This is a genomic window from Pseudomonas sp. EA_65y_Pfl2_P78, from assembly GCF_963970495.1.
Lineage (GTDB): Bacteria > Pseudomonadota > Gammaproteobacteria > Pseudomonadales > Pseudomonadaceae > Aquipseudomonas > Aquipseudomonas baetica_A.
Genome location: NZ_CAXAON010000003.1, coordinates 258,886 through 278,053, shown reverse-complemented (window position 1 = coordinate 278,053; position 19,168 = coordinate 258,886). Strand labels below are relative to the sequence as shown.

18 protein-coding genes and 1 tRNA gene are annotated in these 19,168 nt (G+C 59.1%); 9 read left to right on the top strand and 10 right to left on the bottom strand.

Annotated features, from left to right (window positions below; genetic code table 11):
• The first annotated feature begins 11 nt into the window (after positions 1-11).
• The 9 genes from tolR to nadA all read left to right on the top strand — a co-directional run bounded on the left by tolR (position 12) and on the right by nadA (position 7,188).
• Complete coding sequence (tolR, locus tag AACY02_RS04835; RefSeq protein ID WP_221730777.1) at positions 12-464, top strand: protein TolR; 453 nt, start codon at positions 12-14, stop codon at positions 462-464.
• Positions 464-1,543 carry a cell envelope integrity protein TolA gene (gene tolA / locus AACY02_RS04830; RefSeq protein WP_339430975.1) on the top strand — a complete coding sequence of 360 codons (1,080 nt, stop codon included), beginning with the start codon at positions 464-466 and terminating at the stop codon, positions 1,541-1,543. The genes tolR and tolA overlap by 1 nt, the downstream gene beginning before the upstream one ends.
• A gap of 17 nt (positions 1,544-1,560) precedes the next feature.
• Entirely contained in the window at positions 1,561-2,841 is a 1,281-nt protein-coding gene (gene tolB, locus AACY02_RS04825) for a Tol-Pal system beta propeller repeat protein TolB (protein ID WP_339431015.1), read from the top strand.
• 52 nt (positions 2,842-2,893) lie between these two features.
• Positions 2,894-3,391: a peptidoglycan-associated lipoprotein Pal gene (gene pal / locus AACY02_RS04820; protein WP_003178634.1), complete on the top strand. Its 498-nt coding sequence runs from the start codon at positions 2,894-2,896 to the stop codon at positions 3,389-3,391.
• Between the two features lie 6 nt (positions 3,392-3,397).
• Positions 3,398-4,213, top strand: a complete 816-nt coding sequence (gene ybgF, locus AACY02_RS04815; protein ID WP_339430974.1) for a tol-pal system protein YbgF — start codon at positions 3,398-3,400, stop codon at positions 4,211-4,213.
• A gap of 165 nt (positions 4,214-4,378) precedes the next feature.
• Entirely contained in the window at positions 4,379-5,026 is a 648-nt protein-coding gene (queE, locus tag AACY02_RS04810; protein ID WP_339430973.1) for a 7-carboxy-7-deazaguanine synthase QueE, read from the top strand.
• Between the two features lies 1 nt (position 5,027).
• Positions 5,028-5,720 (top strand): 7-cyano-7-deazaguanine synthase QueC, encoded by a 693-nt coding sequence (queC, locus tag AACY02_RS04805; protein ID WP_339430972.1) that lies wholly within the window; start codon positions 5,028-5,030, stop codon positions 5,718-5,720.
• 62 nt (positions 5,721-5,782) lie between these two features.
• A tRNA-Lys gene (locus AACY02_RS04800) sits at positions 5,783-5,858 on the top strand.
• Positions 5,859-6,129: 271 nt separating this feature from the next.
• The gene (gene nadA / locus AACY02_RS04795; RefSeq protein ID WP_201228252.1) at positions 6,130-7,188 is read left to right on the top strand and encodes a quinolinate synthase NadA; all 1,059 of its coding nucleotides are present in this window, start codon (positions 6,130-6,132) and stop codon (positions 7,186-7,188) included.
• 136 nt (positions 7,189-7,324) lie between these two features.
• Here nadA and AACY02_RS04790 read toward each other — a convergent pair whose 3' ends face one another.
• The 10 genes from AACY02_RS04790 to AACY02_RS04745 all read right to left on the bottom strand — a co-directional run bounded on the left by AACY02_RS04790 (position 7,325) and on the right by AACY02_RS04745 (position 19,133).
• Positions 7,325-7,813, bottom strand: coding sequence for an RDD family protein (locus AACY02_RS04790; RefSeq protein ID WP_339430971.1), 489 nt, complete (start codon positions 7,811-7,813; stop codon positions 7,325-7,327).
• Positions 7,814-7,910: 97 nt separating this feature from the next.
• Complete coding sequence (locus tag AACY02_RS04785) at positions 7,911-8,123, bottom strand: cold-shock protein (RefSeq protein WP_003227496.1); 213 nt, start codon at positions 8,121-8,123, stop codon at positions 7,911-7,913.
• Positions 8,124-8,528: 405 nt separating this feature from the next.
• Positions 8,529-9,653, bottom strand: coding sequence for a glycine cleavage system aminomethyltransferase GcvT (gene gcvT / locus AACY02_RS04780; protein WP_339430970.1), 1,125 nt, complete (start codon positions 9,651-9,653; stop codon positions 8,529-8,531).
• Between the two features lie 41 nt (positions 9,654-9,694).
• Positions 9,695-11,071, bottom strand: a complete 1,377-nt coding sequence (locus AACY02_RS04775; protein WP_339430969.1) for an L-serine ammonia-lyase — start codon at positions 11,069-11,071, stop codon at positions 9,695-9,697.
• A gap of 202 nt (positions 11,072-11,273) precedes the next feature.
• Positions 11,274-14,126 (bottom strand): aminomethyl-transferring glycine dehydrogenase, encoded by a 2,853-nt coding sequence (gcvP, locus tag AACY02_RS04770; protein ID WP_339430968.1) that lies wholly within the window; start codon positions 14,124-14,126, stop codon positions 11,274-11,276.
• 11 nt (positions 14,127-14,137) lie between these two features.
• A complete protein-coding gene (gene gcvH / locus AACY02_RS04765; RefSeq protein ID WP_339430967.1) occupies positions 14,138-14,521 on the bottom strand; it encodes a glycine cleavage system protein GcvH in 384 nt (127 codons plus the stop codon).
• A 347-nt stretch (positions 14,522-14,868) separates the two neighbouring features.
• A complete protein-coding gene (locus AACY02_RS04760) occupies positions 14,869-16,377 on the bottom strand; it encodes a sigma-54-dependent transcriptional regulator (protein WP_339430966.1) in 1,509 nt (502 codons plus the stop codon).
• Positions 16,378-16,576: 199 nt separating this feature from the next.
• Positions 16,577-16,939: a DUF5064 family protein gene (locus AACY02_RS04755; RefSeq protein ID WP_339430965.1), complete on the bottom strand. Its 363-nt coding sequence runs from the start codon at positions 16,937-16,939 to the stop codon at positions 16,577-16,579.
• 62 nt (positions 16,940-17,001) lie between these two features.
• Positions 17,002-17,931: a carbamate kinase gene (arcC, locus tag AACY02_RS04750; protein ID WP_339430964.1), complete on the bottom strand. Its 930-nt coding sequence runs from the start codon at positions 17,929-17,931 to the stop codon at positions 17,002-17,004.
• Positions 17,932-18,122: 191 nt separating this feature from the next.
• Entirely contained in the window at positions 18,123-19,133 is a 1,011-nt protein-coding gene (locus AACY02_RS04745) for an ornithine carbamoyltransferase (RefSeq protein WP_339430963.1), read from the bottom strand.
• Positions 19,134-19,168: the final 35 nt, after the last annotated feature.

The following is a 19,168-nucleotide window of genomic DNA, read 5'->3' as shown; positions in this document are numbered from 1 at the left end:
CAATGGCTTTAATCGCTCGAGCTCGCAAAAAGCGCAAGCCGGTTGCCGAGATGAACGTAGTGCCCTACATCGACGTGATGTTGGTGCTGCTGGTCATCTTCATGGTGACCGCGCCGATGCTCAATCAGGGCGTGAAAGTTGATCTGCCCAAGGTTTCCAGCGAAGCCTTGCCGCAGGACAACAACACCCAGGTCCTGACCATTTCGATCAAGGCTGACAAGACCTACTACTGGAACCTTGGCAGTGAAGTCGACACCGAGAAGCAACAGGACAGGGCCATGACCCTGCCGCAAATGACCGATGCGGTGACCAAGATCATTCGTGCCGGCAACGAAGGCGGCAAGCGTACTCAGGTCTTTATCCGTGGCGACAAAACCGTTGACTATGGTGCCGTCATGGGTGCCATGGGCGGGTTGCAGAAAGCCGGGGTCGGTAATGTTGGTTTGATTACCGAGGCCCCCTGATGCGGCAACAGAGAGAGCCGTCCGCCTCGGAGAGCTTCTTCTGGCCTAGTGTCTGGGCGATTGTCTTGCACGTGCTGGTGTTCGGCATGCTGTTTGTCAGTTTTGCCTTCACACCGGAACTGCCTCCGGCCAAGCCGATTGTCCAGGCGACCCTGTACCAGCTGAAATCGAAAAGTCAGGCAACCACCCAGACCAATCAGAAGATTGCGGGTGAGGCGAAGAAGTCCGCCGCACGTCAGACCGAAGTCGAACAGATGGAGCAGAAAAAGGTCGAGCAGGAAGCGGTGAAAGCTGCGGAACAAAAGAAAGAAGAAGCGGCTCAAAAGGCCGAGGAAGCCAAGAAGGCCGACGAGTCCAAAAAAGCGGACGAGGCGAAAAAGGCTGATGAAGCCAAGAAAGCCGATGAAGCGAAGAAGACCGCCGAAGCCAAGAAGGCAGAAGAGAAACAATTGGCTGATATAGCCAAGAAGAAAGCCGAAGAAGAAGCGAAAAAGGCTGCTGAGGAAGAGGCCAAGAAAGCGGCCGCTGAACAAGCCAAGAAGAAGATCGTCGAAGACGCGAAGAAGAAAGCCGCCGAAGACGCCAAGAAGAAAGCTGAAGCTGAAGAGGCGAAGAAGAAAATCGCCGACGACGCGAAGAAGAAAGCGGCTGCCGATGCTGCGAAGAAGAAAGCGCAAGAGGCGGCACGTAAATCTACCGAAGACAAAAAGGCTCAGGCCTTGGCAGATTTGCTTTCCGACACGCCGCAGCGCCAGCAGGCCTTGGCTGATGAGCAGGGTGACGAAGTCGCGGGCAGTTTCGATGACTTGATTCGTGCGCGAGCCGCAGAGGGGTGGGCACGTCCACCTTCAGCGCGCAAAGGCATGACGGTCGTGCTGCAAATCGGCATGTTGCCGGACGGCACGGTGACTACGGTCAACGTGTCCAAGTCCAGTGGCGATGGTCCGTTCGATGCTTCGGCAGTGGCGGCAGTGAAGAATATTGGACGTTTGACAGAAATGCAGGGAATGAAGCCGAGCGATTTCGCTCCGTATCGTTCATTCAAGATGACATTCACACCTGAGGATCTAGCCTTGTGAGAAACCTTCTTCGAGGAATGCTGGTCGTGATCTGCTGCATGGCAGGGATCGCGATGGCTGAGGAAAAGAACATTCTGGTCACCAGCGGTAGTGATCGGGCCACCCCGATCGCTGTTGTACCGTTCGGTTTCCAGGGCGGTGCTGTTCTGCCGGACGACATAGCTGAAATCATTGGTAACGATTTGCGGAACTCGGGCTACTACTCGCCGATTCCCAAGCAAAACATGATCAGTCAGCCAAGCCAGCCGAGCGAAATCATCTTCCGTGACTGGAAGGCGGTAGGTGCGCAATACATGATGGTCGGCAGCATCGCTCCAGCAGGCGGTCGCCTGCAGGTCCAGTGGGCACTGTTCAACGTTGCCACCGAACAGAAAGTGGCTGACGGCAGTGTTTCCGGTACCACCGAGCAACTGCGCGACATGGCGCACTTCATCGCTGACCAGTCGTTCGAAAAGCTCACCGGTATTCCGGGTGCGTTTTCGACCCGTCTGCTTTACGTGACGGCGGAGCGCTTCTCCGAGAAGAACACTCGCTACACCCTGCAGCGTTCGGACTACGATGGTGCCCGGGCCGTGACTCTGCTGCAATCGCGTGAGCCGATCCTGTCGCCGCGTTTCGCTCCGGATGGCAAACGCATCGCCTATGTGTCGTTCGAGCAGAAGCGTCCGCGCATCTTCATGCAGAACATCGACACCGGTCGCCGTGAGCAGATCACCAACTTCGAAGGCCTGAACGGCGCGCCAGCCTGGTCGCCGAATGGCGATCGCCTGGCATTCGTGCTGTCCAAAGACGGTAACCCGGATATTTACGTGATGAACCTTGCATCGCGTCAGATCACCCGTGTAACCGCAGGTCCGGGCATCAATACCGAACCGTTCTGGGGCAAAGATGGCTCGACCATCTACTTCACCTCCGACCGTGGCGGCAAGCCGCAGATCTACAAAACCAGCGTAAGCGGTGGTGGTGCTGAGCGTGTGACCTTCATTGGCAACTACAATGCCAACCCGAAGCTTTCGGCTGATGAAAAGACCCTGGTGATGATCCATCGCCAGGACGGTTTCACCAATTTCAAGGTGGCGGCCCAGGATTTGCAGCGCGGCAGTGTAAAGATCCTCACTGATAGCACTCTGGACGAGTCACCCACTGTTGCGCCCAACGGCACCATGGTAATCTACGCCACCCGCCAGCAGGGCCGGGGAGTCTTGATGCTCGTGTCCATTAATGGGCGCGTTAGGCTCCCGCTTCCTACCGCTCAAGGCGAAGTCAGAGAACCGTCCTGGTCCCCTTACCTGAAGTGAGCGGGCGCTACACGTTTTACTTAACACACTGGGGTTCATTAGGAGTTTCACGATGGAAATGCTGAAGTTTGGTAAATTTGCTGCGCTGGCTCTGGCCATGGCTGTAGCTGTAGGTTGCTCGTCCAAAGGCGGCGACAACGCCGGTGAAGGCGCTGTTGATCCAAACGCTGGTTACGGCGCAAACACTGGTGCCGTTGACGGTTCCCTGAGCGAAGAAGCTGCTCTGCGCGCAATCACCACCTTCTACTTCGAATACGACAGCTCGGACCTGAAGCCAGAAGCCATGCGCGCTCTGGATGTTCACGCCAAAGACCTGAAAGCAAACGGCGCTCGCGTTGTTCTGGAAGGCAACACCGACGAACGTGGTACTCGTGAGTACAACATGGCACTGGGCGAGCGTCGTGCGAAAGCCGTTCAGCGCTACCTGGTACTGCAAGGTGTTTCCCCAGCTCAGCTGGAACTGGTTTCCTACGGCGAAGAGCGTCCAGTTGCTACCGGCAACGACGAGCAGTCCTGGGCTCAAAACCGTCGCGTCGAACTGCGTAAGTAATTCGATATGCGAACGTGCCGTCGTGCTGTAACTGTTCTGGCTCTCAGCCTCCTGCCGCTTGCGGCGTGGGCTGCGGTTCCTGTGGTCGATGACAACTCCGGTTATAACAATAGCGGGAGTAGTTATCCGCCTGCGGGTTACGGTACGAACGGCGCCTATGCCGGGGGAGCGGCTTCGGCCCCTACCTCGGCACAAGGCATGCTGTTCAATCAACTGCAACAAATGCAGGATCAGATATCGCGCCAGCAAGGTGTGATTGAAGAACTGCAAAATCAGGTTGCGCGCATGAAACAAGAATCCCTGGAGCGATACCAGGATCTTGATCGGCGCATAGGATCCGGTGCTGCACCTGCCGCGACTCCTGAGAATTCTTCTGCCGGTGGCGACGCAAGTGCTGCTGCCGGTACGGCTGCCCAAGCGCCTGCTGCAAGTAGCGAACCGGCTGATCCGGCCAAGGAAAAGCTGTATTACGATGCCGCTTTCGACCTGATCAAAGCCAAGGATTTCGACAAGGCCAGCCAGGCTTTTGCCGCGTTCCTGCGCAAATACCCGAACAGCCAATACGCGGGCAATGCCCAGTACTGGTTGGGTGAGGTAAACCTGGCAAAGGGCGATCTGCAAGGTGCGGGTCAGGCTTTCGCCAAGGTTTCGCAGCTATATCCCAAGCACGCCAAAGTGCCGGACTCGCTGTACAAGCTGGCTGATGTAGAGCGCCGCCTCGGTCATACCGACAAGGTGAAAGGCATTCTGCAGCAGGTGGTTGCCCAATATCCGGGCACATCCGCCGCTCAGTTGGCTCAACGCGATCTGCAGCGCATGTAAGCCTGTTTGACTGTTTTGAAGAAACCCGCGCCTGTCGCGGGTTTTTTCGTTAGAATTCACGCCCTTTTTCTGAAACACGCTTCTTGAGGCCTGCGCGTTGGCGAGGCTGCCTGAAGTGCCTGACGGAGGCGGACAGCCTGTTTAGCTGTTACGCCCGTGGCGACTATGCAAGACACATTGAGAATTACCGAAGTTTTCTACTCGTTGCAGGGGGAAACGCGGACTGCCGGGCTGCCCACCGTTTTTGTGCGCCTGACCGGTTGCCCCTTGCGTTGCCAGTACTGCGACAGCGCCTATGCGTTCACGGGTGGTACGATTCGCACCCTCGACGATATCCTCGAGCAAGTAGCCGGCTATCGTCCGCGCTATGTCTGTGTCACGGGCGGTGAGCCTTTGGCGCAGCCGAATGCCATTCCTTTGCTTAAACAGTTATGTGATGCCGGTTACGAGGTCTCGCTGGAAACCAGTGGTGCCTTAGATATCTCGGCAGTGGACCCGCGCGTCAGTCGTGTGGTCGATCTGAAAACCCCAGGTTCGAAAGAAGTTCATCGCAATCTTTACGAGAACATCGAACGGCTGACTCCCAACGATCAGGTGAAGTTTGTCATCTGTTCGCGGGAAGATTACGACTGGGCGGTATCCAAGCTGATCCAGTACGGTCTTGATCGACGCGCTGGCGAAGTCTTGTTTTCACCAAGTCACCATGATCTGAATGCTCGGGATCTGGCGGACTGGGTGGTGGCGGACAACCTGCCTGTGCGCCTGCAATTGCAGCTGCATAAATATCTTTGGAATGACGAGCCGGGGCGCTGATATGACTGAGCAACTGAACACCACCGAAAAGCGTGCGGTCATCCTGCTGTCCGGCGGCCTGGACTCGGCGACCGTCGTGGCCATGGCCAGGGCCGAAGGCTACAGCTGCTACACCATGAGTTTTGATTACGGCCAGCGCTCGCACGCAGAATTGCACGCTGCGGCGCGTGTCGCTCGCGACCTGGGTGTGGTCGAACACAAGGTGATTGGCCTGAACTTCAACGGCATGGGCGGTTCGGCCCTGACCGACACCAGCATCGACATTCCAGAGGCGCTGGGCGAGGGCATTCCGGTTACGTACGTGCCGGCGCGCAATACCGTTTTCCTGTCGCTCGCTTTGGGTTGGGCAGAAGTGCTTGGCGCGCGAGACATTTTTATTGGCGTCAACGCGGTGGATTACTCCGGCTACCCGGATTGCCGTCCCGAGTTCATTGAATCGTTCGAGCGCATGGCCAATCTGGCGACTAAAGCCGGCGTTGAAGGCAACGGCTTCCGCATTCAGGCACCGCTGCAGAATCTGAGCAAGGCGCAGATCGTCCAGGCGGGCGTGAAGCTGGGCGTTGATTATGGGCTGACTGTTTCCTGCTATCAGGCCGATGATGACGGCCGTGCCTGCGGCAAATGCGACAGCTGCCGCCTGCGTGCGGAAGGCTTTGCAGCGGCTGGCGTGAGCGATCCAACACCTTATTTTTGATTATTTTAAAAAAGGTGTTGAATAGTCCTTAAAAATCAGTATTATACGCGCCACCACACAGCGGGTCGTTAGCTCAGTTGGTAGAGCAGTTGGCTTTTAACCAATTGGTCGTAGGTTCGAATCCCACACGACCCACCATATTTGGCGGTTTAGAAAATCCGGAAGGCCCACGAAAGTGAGGATTTCCGGGTTTTTTTTTGCCTGCAATTCGGGCACATGTTCCTTCACTGTCCACAGTTCTGACACAGGTCAGAATCATCTTTTGTATCCTCCGGATATTCTGTAGCCTTGCGCAGCTTCAACGTTGTCCGTGCCTGATACTACTCACTCTCCCGGCGGTACCCTCAAGCGGTCCGGAGCCGGGTGTATACTCGACTTTCGCGCGAAAGCGCCTGCAGGTCTTGCGAACATGACGCAGATTTCCGAACGCCTTCTGGTTCAAGCCCACCTCGATGCCAAACAGCCCAAACCGCTGACTGCCGAGGAAGAGGCCTACTACCGTTCCGCCATTGCCGCCGAGCTCAAGGCTCAGGACGCGGTGCTGGTGGCCCACTTTTATTGCGATCCGGTGATTCAGGCCCTGGCCGAAGAAACCGGCGGCTGTGTGTCCGACTCCCTGGAGATGGCTCGCTTCGGCAACGCCCACCCGGCCAAGACTGTAGTAGTCGCCGGTGTGAAGTTCATGGGCGAGACCGCGAAGATTCTCAATCCTGAAAAACGTGTGCTGATGCCAACCCTGGACGCGACGTGTTCGCTGGATCTGGGTTGCCCGGTCGACGAGTTTTCGGCGTTCTGCGATCAACATCCGGAGCGCACGGTGGTGGTTTATGCCAACACCTCCGCCGCCGTTAAGGCTCGGGCTGACTGGGTCGTGACGTCGAGTTGCGCGCTGGAGATCGTCGAAAGCCTGATGGACAACGGCGAGACCATCATTTGGGGGCCGGACAAGCACCTGGGCACCTACATCCAGCGCAAGACCGGCGCCGACATGCTGCTGTGGGACGGTGCCTGCATCGTTCACGAAGAGTTCAAGTCCAAGCAGCTCGAAGACATGAAGGCGTTGTACCCGGACGCAGCCATTCTGGTGCACCCGGAATCGCCGACGTCGGTGATCGAGCTGGCAGACGCCGTTGGCTCTACCAGCCAGTTAATTGCTGCTGCGCAGAGCCTGCCGAACAAGACGCTGATCGTCGCCACCGACCGGGGTATCTTCTATAAGATGCAGCAGCTATGCCCGGACAAGGTCTTCATTGAGGCGCCAACGGCCGGTAACGGCGCAGCGTGCCGCAGTTGCGCACATTGCCCTTGGATGGCCATGAACACCCTTGAGCGCACGCTCAGGAGCTTGAAGGAAGGGACGAACGAGATCTTTGTTGATCCGGCGCTGATTCCGCAGGCGATTCGGCCACTCAAACGCATGCTGGATTTCACCCAGGCAGCGCGGATGAAGCTGGCGGGTAACGCCTGAGATCTTTCTGCCACGCACAAAAACCAGTGGGAGCGGGCTTGTTCGCGAATGCGGTACCTCAGTCGACTCAGATAGAGACTGATGCACCGCTTTCGTGAGCAAGCCCGCTCCCACTTTGGTTTTCGGTCTTTGGAAATTATTTGTGCTTCTTGGGGATCCGGACGATGCGGGTATCGGAATAGATGTCGTGCCAGGTGCGCTTCTGCTTGTCGTACAGCGACCAGAAGAACCCAAGCCCCACGCACAGCCACGAAGCGATCGACACCATGAAGCGCAGCAGCGCCTGCCACAGGCTGATCGCGCTGCCGTCGGCGTTCTGCACACGAATCCCCCACACTTGCATACCCAGCGTCTGCCCGCCGTAGGTCCAGAACTTGGCGAAGAACGCGAACAGCACCAGCAGCAGTACCGTAGAGTAAAGCGGATCGCCATCCATTTTCCCGGCGTCGGTCAGCACGCGCAGGCGTTCTTCACCGATGATTGCCGCCTGGATCAGCTTGTAAACGAATCCGGTGACGATCAGCAAGGCAGTACACAGCAGGAAGTCATAGAACATCGCTGCCAGTCGACGGCCAAGGCCAACGGCAGGAAAGTCGCCCTGGGGAGTGAGCAGATGTTTCGACATGGCAGCCTCTGGACGCAAATGGAAGCGCCATTTTACGGATTCGCGCACACAAAAAAGCCCCTGATATCAATATCAGGGGCTTTTTCGTTACAGAAGATCAGGCTTCTGCTTGTACTTCGTCAGCCTGCATGCCTTTCTGGCCCTGCACAGCAACGAAAGTCACTTTCTGGCCTTCTTTCAGGCTTTTGAAGCCGTTGCCCTGAATGGCACGGAAATGCACGAACAGATCCGGACCGCTTTCTGGAGTGATAAAACCAAAACCTTTCTCGTCGTTAAACCACTTGACGGTACCGCTCTGACGTGTGGACATTTCTTATTTCCTTTGACGCAAAAAATTAATGACAGTCTCCTTCTCATGAAAGAGTACTGGGGCTGGTTGCAGGAGAGTAAGAAGACGTCGAACGGGATGTAGCTAACTTGTAGGCTACTGCCCAGGTCACGATTCCAAGCTGACCCATGCAAACACAGTGGGGAAACTCTACGCCAACTTCGGGAGAAAAAACAAGCCCTGTGAAGTGCCCGGTTTTGCTGAGCCTGCAGGAACTTAATCGGTTGGTTAGTACAGGCTTATATGATGGGCTTGTTCAGTTGTTTTCGAACGTTATAAGCAACGTTCATATTCGAATCGATTGATAGATGGTGCACTGTTTTATGGCGATTGCGTTACACATTAGTGCACGCATAACGCAATCGCGTTACTTATAGAAACAGTCAATCAGCCGCGATAGTAGCGTTGTGGAACAAATGGCATTTTGCTTACAAGCATTTGCACCTTTTTCCCACGAACAATGGCCCAAACCGGTGTCTCAAGCGTGACATACGCGCTGTCGAGGTAACCCATCGCCAACGGCCCACCCAGGGTCGGTCCGAAGCCGCCACTGCAGACGCTGCCGATGATGTCGCCCGCCTCATTGACGATTTCTGCGCCTTCACGCACCGGGGTGCGTTCCTGCGGCAGCAGGCCGACGCGCTTGCGGGCGACGCCATTGTGTTGCTGTGCGAAAACGTTCGATGCCCCCGGGAAACCGCCGGCCCGCGCGCCATCGGCGCGACGTGGCTTGGAGATCGCCCACAGCAGGCTGGCTTCAATGGGTGTGGTTTGGGTGTTCATGTCGTGACCGTACAGGCACAGGCCGGCTTCCAGGCGTAGCGAATCACGAGCGCCGAGGCCGATGGCCTGAACGTCCGGTTCAGCCAGCAAGGCGCGGGCGAGTTTTTCAGCATCGGCGGCCGGCACCGAGATTTCGAAACCGTCTTCACCGGTGTAACCCGAACGGCTGACAAAGCAGTCGACACCCAGCAGATTGACGCGGGCGAACTGCATAAAGGTCATGTGCGCCACTTGCGGAGCAAGGCGCGCCAGCACGGTAGCGGCCGCCGGACCTTGCAGGGCGAGCAGGGCGCGTTCTTCGAACAGCGCCGTAATGGTGCACTGATCGCCGATGTGTTTTTGCAGGTGAGCCAGATCCTGATCCTTGCACGCGGCGTTGACCACCAGGAACAACTCGTCGTTACCGAGGTTGGCCACCATCAGGTCATCGAGAATGCCGCCGTTGTCATTGGTGAACATCGCGTAACGTTGCATGCCTACTGGCAGATCGATGATGTCTACAGGCACCAACGTTTCCAGGGCCTTGGCGGCATTGGCACCTGTCAGGCGAATCTGGCCCATGTGCGAGACGTCGAACAGTCCGGCCTGCTCGCGGGTGTGCTGGTGTTCCTTCATCACGCCCAGCGGGTATTGCACCGGCATGTCGTAGCCGGCGAATGGCACCATGCGTGCGCCGAGTTCGATGTGCAGAGCGTGCAGCGGGGTTTTCGACAGTTGTTCGGTAGACATCTTCAACTCCTGAAAAATGTGCAGCCGCCGATGCGCAAGCATCAGCATTCGATAATGTTGACCGCCAGACCGCCACGGGCGGTCTCCTTGTATTTGCTTTTCATGTCGGCGCCGGTCTGGCGCATGGTGCGGATGACCTTGTCGAGCGAGACGAAATGCTGTCCGTCGCCACGCATGGCCATGCGCACTGCGTTGATCGCTTTCACCGAGCCCATGGCGTTGCGCTCGATGCACGGCACCTGCACCAGCCCGCCAATCGGGTCGCAGGTCAGGCCGAGGTTGTGTTCCATGCCGATTTCCGCGGCGTTCTCGACTTGCTGCACGCTGCCGCCCAGCACTTCGCACAACGCGCCAGCCGCCATTGAGCAGGCCACGCCGACCTCGCCCTGACAGCCGACTTCGGCGCCTGAGATCGAAGCGTTTTCCTTGTACAGAATGCCAATGGCCGCCGCGGTCAGCAGAAAACGCACCACACCGTCTTCATTGGCGCCGGCAATAAAGCGCATGTAGTAATGCAGCACAGCCGGAATGATCCCCGCCGCACCGTTGGTGGGTGCCGTTACCACGCGTCCGCCATTGGCGTTTTCTTCATTGACCGCCAGCGCATAAAGGTTGACCCAGTCGAGCACTGACAATGGATCGCGCAACGCTGATTCCGGGTTCTTGCACAGTTGCCGATGCAGCGCCGCCGCGCGCCGTTTGACCTTCAAACCACCGGGCAAAATCCCTTCGTTGCGGCAACCCGCCGCCACGCAGTCCTGCATCACTTGCCAGATGTTCAGCAGGCCAGCACGGGTTTGCGCTTCCGGGCGCCAGGCGCTCTCGTTGGTCAGCATCACCTGGCTGATCGACAGACCATAGGTGCTGCAATGACCGAGCAGGTCCTTGGCGCTTTTGAACGGGAAGGTCAGCGGTGTGGCGTCTTCGACGATGCGATCGGCACCTGCGGCGTCTTCATCGACGACAAAACCCCCACCGACCGAGTAGTACTCGCGGCTGCGGATCTGGATGCCCGCCGTGTCGAACGCACGGAAGATCATGCCGTTAGGGTGATAGGCCAGCGGCTTGCGGATCATCGCCAGGTGTTCTTTCTCGTTGAACGCGATGCTGTGTTCACCGAGCAGATTCAGGCGAGCGTTGCTGCGGATTTCTTGCAGGCGGGCGGCGACGGTTTCGGTGTCGACGGTGTCCGGGTGTTCACCCTCAAGGCCTAGTAACACGGCCTTGTCACTGCCGTGGCCTTTGCCGGTGGCGCCGAGCGAGCCGTACAGCTCGACGCGCACGCTGGCGGTGGCAGTCAGCAGGTTATCCCGGCGCAGCCCTTCAGCGAAGCGCGCAGCGGCGCGCATCGGGCCGACAGTGTGGGAGCTGGAGGGGCCGATGCCAATCTTGAACAGGTCGAACACGCTTAACGACATGAGTGGTTCTCCGGTTTCTTGTTATAGGAATTGGCGAAATATCAGGTTTGTAGCATTGCCTGTGGGAGCGGGCTTGCTCGCGAATTCGGTGGGTCATTCAATACAAATGTGACTGATTCACCGCATTCGCGAGCAAGCCCGCTCCCACATTGGATCTGTGGTGTTGTTGAGAGTGGGGGCAAATAAATGCCCCCACACAGGTTTAAGCGTAGCTTTCGATCGACGGGCAGGCACAGATCAGGTTGCGGTCGCCAAACACGTTGTCGACGCGACCGACCGGCGGCCAGTATTTGCCTTCGATCAACGACGCCACCGGGTACACCGCTTGCTCGCGGCTGTACGGGTGAGTCCACTCGCCAACCAGTTCGGCTGCGGTGTGCGGCGCGTTCTTCAGCGGGTTGTCGTCCTTGTCCAGGGTGCCGTTTTCCACCGCGCGGATTTCTTCGCGGATGCGGATCATGGCGTCGCAGAAGCGGTCCAGTTCTTCTTTGGATTCGCTTTCGGTCGGCTCGATCATCAGCGTGCCGGCAACCGGGAACGACATGGTCGGGGCGTGGAAGCCGAAGTCGATCAGGCGCTTGGCGACGTCATCGACGCTGATGCCGCTGCTGTCTTTCAACGGGCGCAGATCAAGGATGCATTCGTGCGCCACCAGACCGTTGCTGCCGGTGTACAGCACTGGGTAGTGCTCTTCGAGGCGACGGGAAATGTAGTTGGCGTTGAGGATCGCCAGTTGCGAAGCGCGCTTGAGACCCGCGCCGCCCATCATGCGAATGTACATCCAGGTGATCGGCAGAATGCTCGCGCTGCCGAACGGTGCTGCGCAGACCGCGCCTTCCTTGCGCTCCATCTGGGCGTGGCCCGGCAGGAACGGCGTCAGGTGCGACTTGACGCCAATCGGGCCGACGCCCGGGCCGCCACCGCCGTGGGGGATGCAGAAGGTTTTGTGCAGGTTCAGGTGCGAAACGTCGCCGCCGAACTTGCCTGGCGCGCAGAGGCCGACCATGGCGTTCATGTTGGCGCCGTCGATGTACACCTGACCGCCGTTGTCATGAATGATCCCGCAGATTTCGCGGATGCCTTCTTCGAACACGCCGTGGGTCGAGGGGTAGGTGATCATCAGCGCGGCGAGGTGTTCGCGGTGCTCGATGGCCTTGGCGCGCAAGTCTTCGATATCGACGTTGCCACGGGCATCGCACGCGGTCACCACCACGCGCATGCCGGCCATGTTGGCGGTGGCCGGGTTGGTGCCGTGGGCGGACGAGGGGATCAGGCAGATGTCGCGGCGCTCGTCGCCACGGCTCTGGTGATAAGCGCGGATCGCCAGCAGGCCAGCGTATTCACCTTGCGAACCGGCGTTCGGTTGCAGCGAGATCGAGTCGTAACCGGTGGCGGCGCAGAGCATCGCTTCCAGCTCAAAGGTCAGTTGCTGATAACCGGCGCTTTGTGCGGCTGGCGCGAACGGGTGCAGGGCGCCGAACTCGGCCCAGGTCACCGGGATCATTTCGCTGGCGGCGTTGAGTTTCATGGTGCACGAGCCCAGCGGGATCATGGTGCGATCCAGTGCCAGGTCCTTGTCCGCCAGTTTGCGCAGGTAGCGCATCAGCTCGGTTTCCGAGTGATAGCGGTTGAACACCGGGTGGCTGAGGATCGGCGACAGGCGTACCAGTGCAGCAGGAATGGTGCTTTGAACCGAAGCGGCAAGAGCAGCGAAGTCCGGCAGGGTCTTGCCGTCGGCGAACAGTCCCCACAGGGTTTCGATGTCAGCCGACGTGGTGGTTTCGTCGACCGACAGACCGATACGCTGAGCATCGACGACGCGCAGGTTGATCTGCTGGGCGTGAGCCTTGTCGTGCAGCGCGGCGGTTAGCGCGCCAGTGGCCAGAGTCAGGGTGTCGAAGAAGCTTTCCTGCTCGACCTTCTGGCCCAGCGCGGTCAGACCCTTGGCGAGGATCGCTGTCAGGTGATGCACGCGGTTGGCGATCTGGGTCAGGCCTTTCGGGCCGTGGTAGACGGCGTACATGCTGGCGATGTTGGCCAGCAGCACTTGCGCGGTGCAGATGTTGGAGGTGGCTTTCTCGCGACGGATGTGTTGCTCGCGGGTCTGCATCGCCAGACGCAGCGCTGGTTTGCCGAAACGGTCAACCGACACACCGACCAGACGGCCCGGCATGTCGCGCTTGTACGCATCTTTCGTCGAGAAGTAAGCCGCGTGCGGGCCACCGAAGCCCAGCGGCACGCCGAAGCGTTGCGCGGAACCGATCGCAACGTCAGCGCCGAACTCGCCTGGAGCGGTGAGCAGGGTCAGGGCCAGCAGGTCGGCCGCCACGGCCACCAACGCGTTGGCCGCGTGGAAGCGTTCGGTCAGTTCGCGGTAATCGAACACATCACCGTTGCTGGCCGGGTATTGCAGCAGCGCACCGAAGAATGGGGTGACGTCGGTCAGTTCACGCTCATCGCCCACCACCACGTCAATGCCCAGCGGCTCGGCACGGGTGCGCAGCACGTCGAGGGTTTGCGGGTGGCTGTGGATCGAGGCGAAGAAAGCGTGGCTGCCCTTGTTCTTGCTCAGGCGTTTGCAGAACGTCATGGCTTCGGCAGCGGCGGTGGCTTCGTCGAGCAGCGAGGCGTTGGCGATCGGCAGGCCGGTGAGGTCGCTGATCAGGGTCTGGAAGTTCAGCAGCGCTTCGAGACGGCCCTGGGAAATTTCTGGCTGGTATGGGGTGTAAGCGGTGTACCAGGCCGGGTTTTCCAGCAGGTTACGCAGGATCGGCGACGGCGTGTGGCAGTTGTAGTAGCCCTGGCCGATGTAGGTTTTGAACAACTGGTTTTTGCCGGCGATGGATTTGATCATCGCCAGGGCGTCGGCTTCGCTCAGGCCGTCGTCCATGCCGAGCACGCTGGTGCCCTTGATGCTTTCCGGGATGACGCTGGCGCTCAGGGCTTCAAGCGAATCGAAGCCGAGGCTGTTGAGCATGGCTTGTTCGTCACCGGCGCGCGGGCCAATGTGACGGGCGATGAATTCGTTGGCGGTGCCAAGGTTTACTTGAGTCATGTCGATTGTCCTCAGGCTTCGGCTTGGGCTTTGATCAGGCGGTCGTAGGCGTCTTGATCGAGCAGTTTGGCGACGGCCGAAGCATCGGCTGGCTGGAAGCGGAAGAACCAGCCTTCGCCCAGCGGATCTTCGTTGACCAGCTCAGGGCTGTCTTCCAGCGCTGGGTTGGTGGCCAGGACTTCACCGTCGAGGGGCATGTACACGCCACTGGCGGCTTTCACTGACTCCACGGTGGCGGCTTCAGCGCCTTTTTCGTAAGTCTGCAGCTCAGGCAGTTGCACGAACACCACGTCGCCCAGGGCGTTCTGCGCAAAAGCCGTGATGCCGACAGTGACGCTGCCGTCGGCTTCAGTGCGCAGCCATTCGTGATCTTCAGTAAAACGCAACTCGCTCATGGAAACTCCTCAGGGGGCCAGACTCGTCTGGTGGACGCGGTGGAAGGCTGGGGCGGTAAAGCCCTTATTGATGAAGGGTTCGTTAGCAAGAACGCGGCCAATGTTGATTTATCGTTATAAATCAACGTCTTGAACGTTTTGTGTTGATTGAGTGATGGTGCGTCTGTAGCGAAATCGCTACAGCGTAGGGCAAGGAAAAAAGCTTAACGGGATCAAAGCCTTGCACAGCGGCGATCGGAGGAGGGTGTAGCGATATCGTTCCGCTGTAGCGCTTTCAGTACAGATGCAGGTCGTTTTTGAGCGGATTTTACAATCCGGAGCATTACCCCTGTGGGAGCGGGCAAGGCTTAAAGTTTGTTGGGGATGCCGTACTTGCGCAGTCGATGGGCGATGGCCGTGTGCGAGGTTTGCAGGCGACTGGCCAGTTGGCGGGTCGAGGGGTAGCTGACGTAGAGTTTTTCCAGCAGCGATTTCTCGAAGGCTTCGACCGCTTGTTCGAGGCTGTCGACGTCGCTGTCGGTCTGACGCGCGACCGAGGTCCCGGCGATGTCGAGGTCGCCGATATCCACCAGACTGCTTTCGCAAATCGCGGCGGCGCGGAAAATCACGTTCTGCAACTGGCGGACATTGCCCGGCCAGCGGTTGCCGAGCAGCGCCGGGTAAGTACCGGGGGCGAGGCGACAGACCGGGCGCTGAATCTGCGCACACGCCTGCTGCATGAAATAACGCGCCAGCAACAGAATGTCCTGACCGCGCTCTCGCAGCGGCGGCACTTCGACGTTAAGCACGTTGAGGCGATAGAACAGGTCTTCGCGAAACAGCCCCTCGCTGACCATTTTTTCCAGATCGCGGTGGGTGGCGCTGAGGATGCGTACGTTGACCTTGACCTCGCGATCACCGCCGACCCGGCGGAAGCTGCCGTCATTCAGGAAACGCAGCAGTTTTGCCTGCAAGTACGGCGACATCTCGCCGATCTCGTCGAGGAACACCGTGCCCTGGTTGGCCAGTTCCATCAGCCCCGGTTTGCCACCGCGTGCCGCGCCAGTAAAGGCACCAGGGGCGTAGCCGAACAGTTCGCTTTCGGCGAGGTTTTCCGGCAGGGCCGCGCAGTTGAGTGCGAGAAACGGCGCGCTGTGCCGCGCACTGATGGCGTGGCAGGCGCGGGCCACCAGCTCTTTGCCGGTGCCGGTTTCGCCCTGGATCAGCAACGGCGCATCAAGGGCGGCAACGCGCTGTGCGCGAGCCTTGAGGGTGCGGATTGCCGGGGATTCGCCAAGCAACGCGTCGAACCCTTCGGCGTGGTCGTGGTGCAGCGCCGAGAGCTGTTCGCCGATGCGGTTGGGTTGATACAGGGTGAGCAGGGCGCCGGCGTCAGTGATCGGTGTGGCGTCGAGTAATAGCGTCTGGCCGTTGACGGTGATCTCGCGCAGCGGCAGGCGGAAGCCGTTTTCGAGCAACGTGTCGAGCAGGCCCGGATCGCTGAACAGCTCAGCGACAGTTTCACCGGCCGGTTCGCGACCGTACAACGCAATCAATGCCGGGTTGGCCAGCAGCACCTTGCCGGCACTGTCGAGGGCCAGCACCGGGTCAGTCATCGCCGCGAGCAGCGCATCAAGCTGCAAGTGCCGACGCTGGCCCGGGAGGATGTCGACCACTTTCACCGCTTGCACACCGTGCACGCTGAACAGCGCGTCACGCAGTTCTTCCAGCACCTCAGGGCTCAACGTCGGGGCGTCGATGTAGACGTTCGGCGGGATCATTTCCACCGCATCCAGATTGAGATTGCGCCCGCCGAGCAGGGCCAGGACTTCCTGGGTGATGCCGACGCGGTCGATGAAGCTGACGTGGATACGCATGGGGCGGTTCAGTGTTCTGCAATGCGGAGGGTGGCAAGTATGCCTTGGGGCGGGGCAATGGTGAAATCGGCGGCGATTTTCCGGTCGATCTGGTTGCCCTGTGGGAGCGGGCCTGCTCGCGAATGCCGTGGCTCAGCCACATTGATATCGCCGGACACGACGTCGTCGCGCGCGAGCCCTCTCCCACAGGGACGCCGGGTTATTCGAGGTGTTCGGGCTTCACCGGGTCTCCGGATTTCATATTCAACTGCGCCCGCACATCTTCAAACATCGCGTCGTAGTGCTTGTGCACCGAGCCAATGCTGGCATGCGTCTTGGGAATCCCGTACTTCTCGGCAATTCTGGTCATGTCTCTGGCGAAGTTGTAAGCCTGATCCTTGGGCAGGAAGAACGTCTCTTTCATGTCCTTGCCCTGAATGCTGCCGTGCATCGTGAACTGCATTCCTTTGCCCTCTTTGGGATCGGTGAACACTTCGTAGTCAAGGCACAGGTCGTAGCTGACATCGTCCTTGTTCAGCGCGTGCCGTTCGATGTGCAGATGACCGGGTACAAACTGGGCCATGGATCTCTCCTTTCAAGGCATGGGAGAAGGGCAGACCTTACGCCTGCCCCCGGAGTTTCTGATTATCGATAAGTGATACCGGGTTTCGCTGTGCTGACTCGCGTACCCGCATTGCCCTGGACAATCGCTTCGATGTCCGCCAGCGAGCCGATCACGGCGACCTTGCCAGTATGGCGGGCGAATTCGCAGGCTGCCTGTACCTTGGGCCCCATGGAGCCGGCGGCAAAGCCCAGGCGCTCCAGTTCGTCCGGATGCGCTTGGGCGATGGCTTTCTGGCTGGGTTTGCCGAAGTCGATGAACGTGGCGTTGACGTCGGTGGCGATCACCAGCAAATCCGCGTCCAGTTGTTCGGCCAACAGCGAGGAGCATAGATCCTTGTCGATCACCGCCTCGATGCCCTTGAGTTTGCGGTGTTCGTCATAGAGGGTCGGGATGCCGCCACCACCGGCGCAAATCACGATGCTGCCCTTTTCCAGCAGCCACTTGATCGGGCGGATCTCGAAGATGCGTTTGGGCCGAGGACTGGCCACCACACGGCGGTATTTATCGCCGTCCGGTGCAATCGCCCAGCCTTTTTCAGCGGCGAGTTTTTCCGCTTCAGCCTTGTCGTAAACCGGGCCGATGGGTTTGCTCGGGTTCTGGAACGCCGGGTCGTTGGCGTCGACTTCGACTTGGGTCAGCAGGGTGGCGAACGGCACTTCGAAGTCCAGCAGATTGCCGAGCTCCTGTTCGATGATGTAGCCGATCATGCCTTCGGTTTCGGCACCGAGCACGTCCAGCGGGTACGGGCTGACGGAGGTATAGGCCGCCGCTTGCAACGACAGCAGGCCGACTTGTGGGCCATTGCCGTGGGCGATGACCAATTGATTGCCGGGATGGATCCTGGCGATTTGTTCGGCGGCGACGCGGATGTTGGCGCGCTGATTGTCAGCGGTCATCGGCTCGCCACGGCGAAGCAGGGCGTTACCGCCCAACGCTACGACGATACGCATGGTGCAGTCCTTCTCAGACAGAGGAATGGCAAACGACTCGATCTTGCTGTCGGAACCGGGCCCTTGTGGGAGGGGGCTTGCTCTCGAAGGCGGTGTGTCAGGCTCCATCAATGTCGCCTGATATCGCCCCTTCGCGAGCAAGCCCGCTCCCACATTTACAGCCGGTTTCTTCAGTGAGAGCGGGCCGGGTCTTAGAGATCAGCCAGCGTCGACACCAGAATCGCCTTGATGGTGTGCATGCGGTTTTCCGCTTGCTCGAAGGCGATGTTGGCCGGGGATTCGAAGACGTCTTCGGTCACTTCAACGCCATTGGCCAGGTGCGGATAGCGCGCGGCGATGTCTTTACCGACCTTGGTTTCGCTGTTGTGAAACGCCGGCAGGCAGTGCATGAATTTCACGCGCGGGTTGCCGGAGGCTTTCATCATTTGGGGGTTGACCTGGTACGGCAGCAGTTGCTCGATGCGCTCGTCCCAGGCGTCCACCGGCTCACCCATCGACACCCAGATGTCGGTGTGGATGAAGTCGACGCCCTTGACCGCTTCTTTCGGGTCTTCGGTGATGGTGATGCGTGCGCCGCTTTCTTCGGCGAACGCCATGCACTGGGCGATGAAGTCAGCGTGCGGCCACAGCGCTTTCGGCGCGGCGATGCGCACGTCCATGCCGAGCTTGGCGCCGATCATCAACAGCGAGTTGCCCATGTTGTAGCGAGCGTCGCCGAGGTAGGCGTAGCTGATCTCGTGCATTGGCTTGTCGCTGTGTTCACGCATGGTCAGCGCGTCGGCGATCATTTGCGTCGGGTGGAATTCGGCGGTCAAACCATTGAACACCGGCACACCGGCAAACTTGGCCAGCTCTTCGACGATTTCCTGCTCAAAGCCACGGTATTCGATGGCGTCGAACATCCGGCCGAGAACGCGGGCGGTGTCTTTCATGCTTTCTTTGTGGCCGATCTGCGACGACACCGGATCGATGTAGGTGACGTGGGCACCCTGGTCGTGGGCCGCGACTTCGAATGCGCAACGGGTGCGGGTCGAGGTTTTTTCGAAGATCAGCGCGATGTTCTTGCCTTGCAGGTGTGGACGCTCGGTGCCGGTGTACTTGGCACGTTTGAGGTCGCGGGACAGGTCGATCAGGTAGTTGATCTCGCGAGTGGTGTGGTGCATCAAACTCAGCAAGCTGCGGTTGCGCATATTAAAAGCCATGATGGATCTCCTTGCCCGACACTGGGAAAGCGACT

Coding starts and splice junctions, on each gene's coding strand:
- tolA (WP_339430975.1), top strand. CDS start 464: ATGCGGCAACAGAGAGAGCCGTCCGCCTCGGAGAGCTTCTTCTGGCCT.
- tolB (WP_339431015.1), top strand. CDS start 1,561: ATGCTGGTCGTGATCTGCTGCATGGCAGGGATCGCGATGGCTGAGGAA.
- pal (WP_003178634.1), top strand. CDS start 2,894: ATGGAAATGCTGAAGTTTGGTAAATTTGCTGCGCTGGCTCTGGCCATG.
- ybgF (WP_339430974.1), top strand. CDS start 3,398: ATGCGAACGTGCCGTCGTGCTGTAACTGTTCTGGCTCTCAGCCTCCTG.
- queE (WP_339430973.1), top strand. CDS start 4,379: ATGCAAGACACATTGAGAATTACCGAAGTTTTCTACTCGTTGCAGGGG.
- queC (WP_339430972.1), top strand. CDS start 5,028: ATGACTGAGCAACTGAACACCACCGAAAAGCGTGCGGTCATCCTGCTG.
- nadA (WP_201228252.1), top strand. CDS start 6,130: ATGACGCAGATTTCCGAACGCCTTCTGGTTCAAGCCCACCTCGATGCC.
- AACY02_RS04790 (WP_339430971.1), bottom strand. CDS start 7,813: ATGTCGAAACATCTGCTCACTCCCCAGGGCGACTTTCCTGCCGTTGGC.
- AACY02_RS04785 (WP_003227496.1), bottom strand. CDS start 8,123: ATGTCCACACGTCAGAGCGGTACCGTCAAGTGGTTTAACGACGAGAAA.
- gcvT (WP_339430970.1), bottom strand. CDS start 9,653: ATGTCTACCGAACAACTGTCGAAAACCCCGCTGCACGCTCTGCACATC.
- AACY02_RS04775 (WP_339430969.1), bottom strand. CDS start 11,071: ATGTCGTTAAGCGTGTTCGACCTGTTCAAGATTGGCATCGGCCCCTCC.
- gcvP (WP_339430968.1), bottom strand. CDS start 14,126: ATGACTCAAGTAAACCTTGGCACCGCCAACGAATTCATCGCCCGTCAC.
- gcvH (WP_339430967.1), bottom strand. CDS start 14,521: ATGAGCGAGTTGCGTTTTACTGAAGATCACGAATGGCTGCGCACTGAA.
- AACY02_RS04760 (WP_339430966.1), bottom strand. CDS start 16,377: ATGCGTATCCACGTCAGCTTCATCGACCGCGTCGGCATCACCCAGGAA.
- AACY02_RS04755 (WP_339430965.1), bottom strand. CDS start 16,939: ATGGCCCAGTTTGTACCCGGTCATCTGCACATCGAACGGCACGCGCTG.
- arcC (WP_339430964.1), bottom strand. CDS start 17,931: ATGCGTATCGTCGTAGCGTTGGGCGGTAACGCCCTGCTTCGCCGTGGC.
- AACY02_RS04745 (WP_339430963.1), bottom strand. CDS start 19,133: ATGGCTTTTAATATGCGCAACCGCAGCTTGCTGAGTTTGATGCACCAC.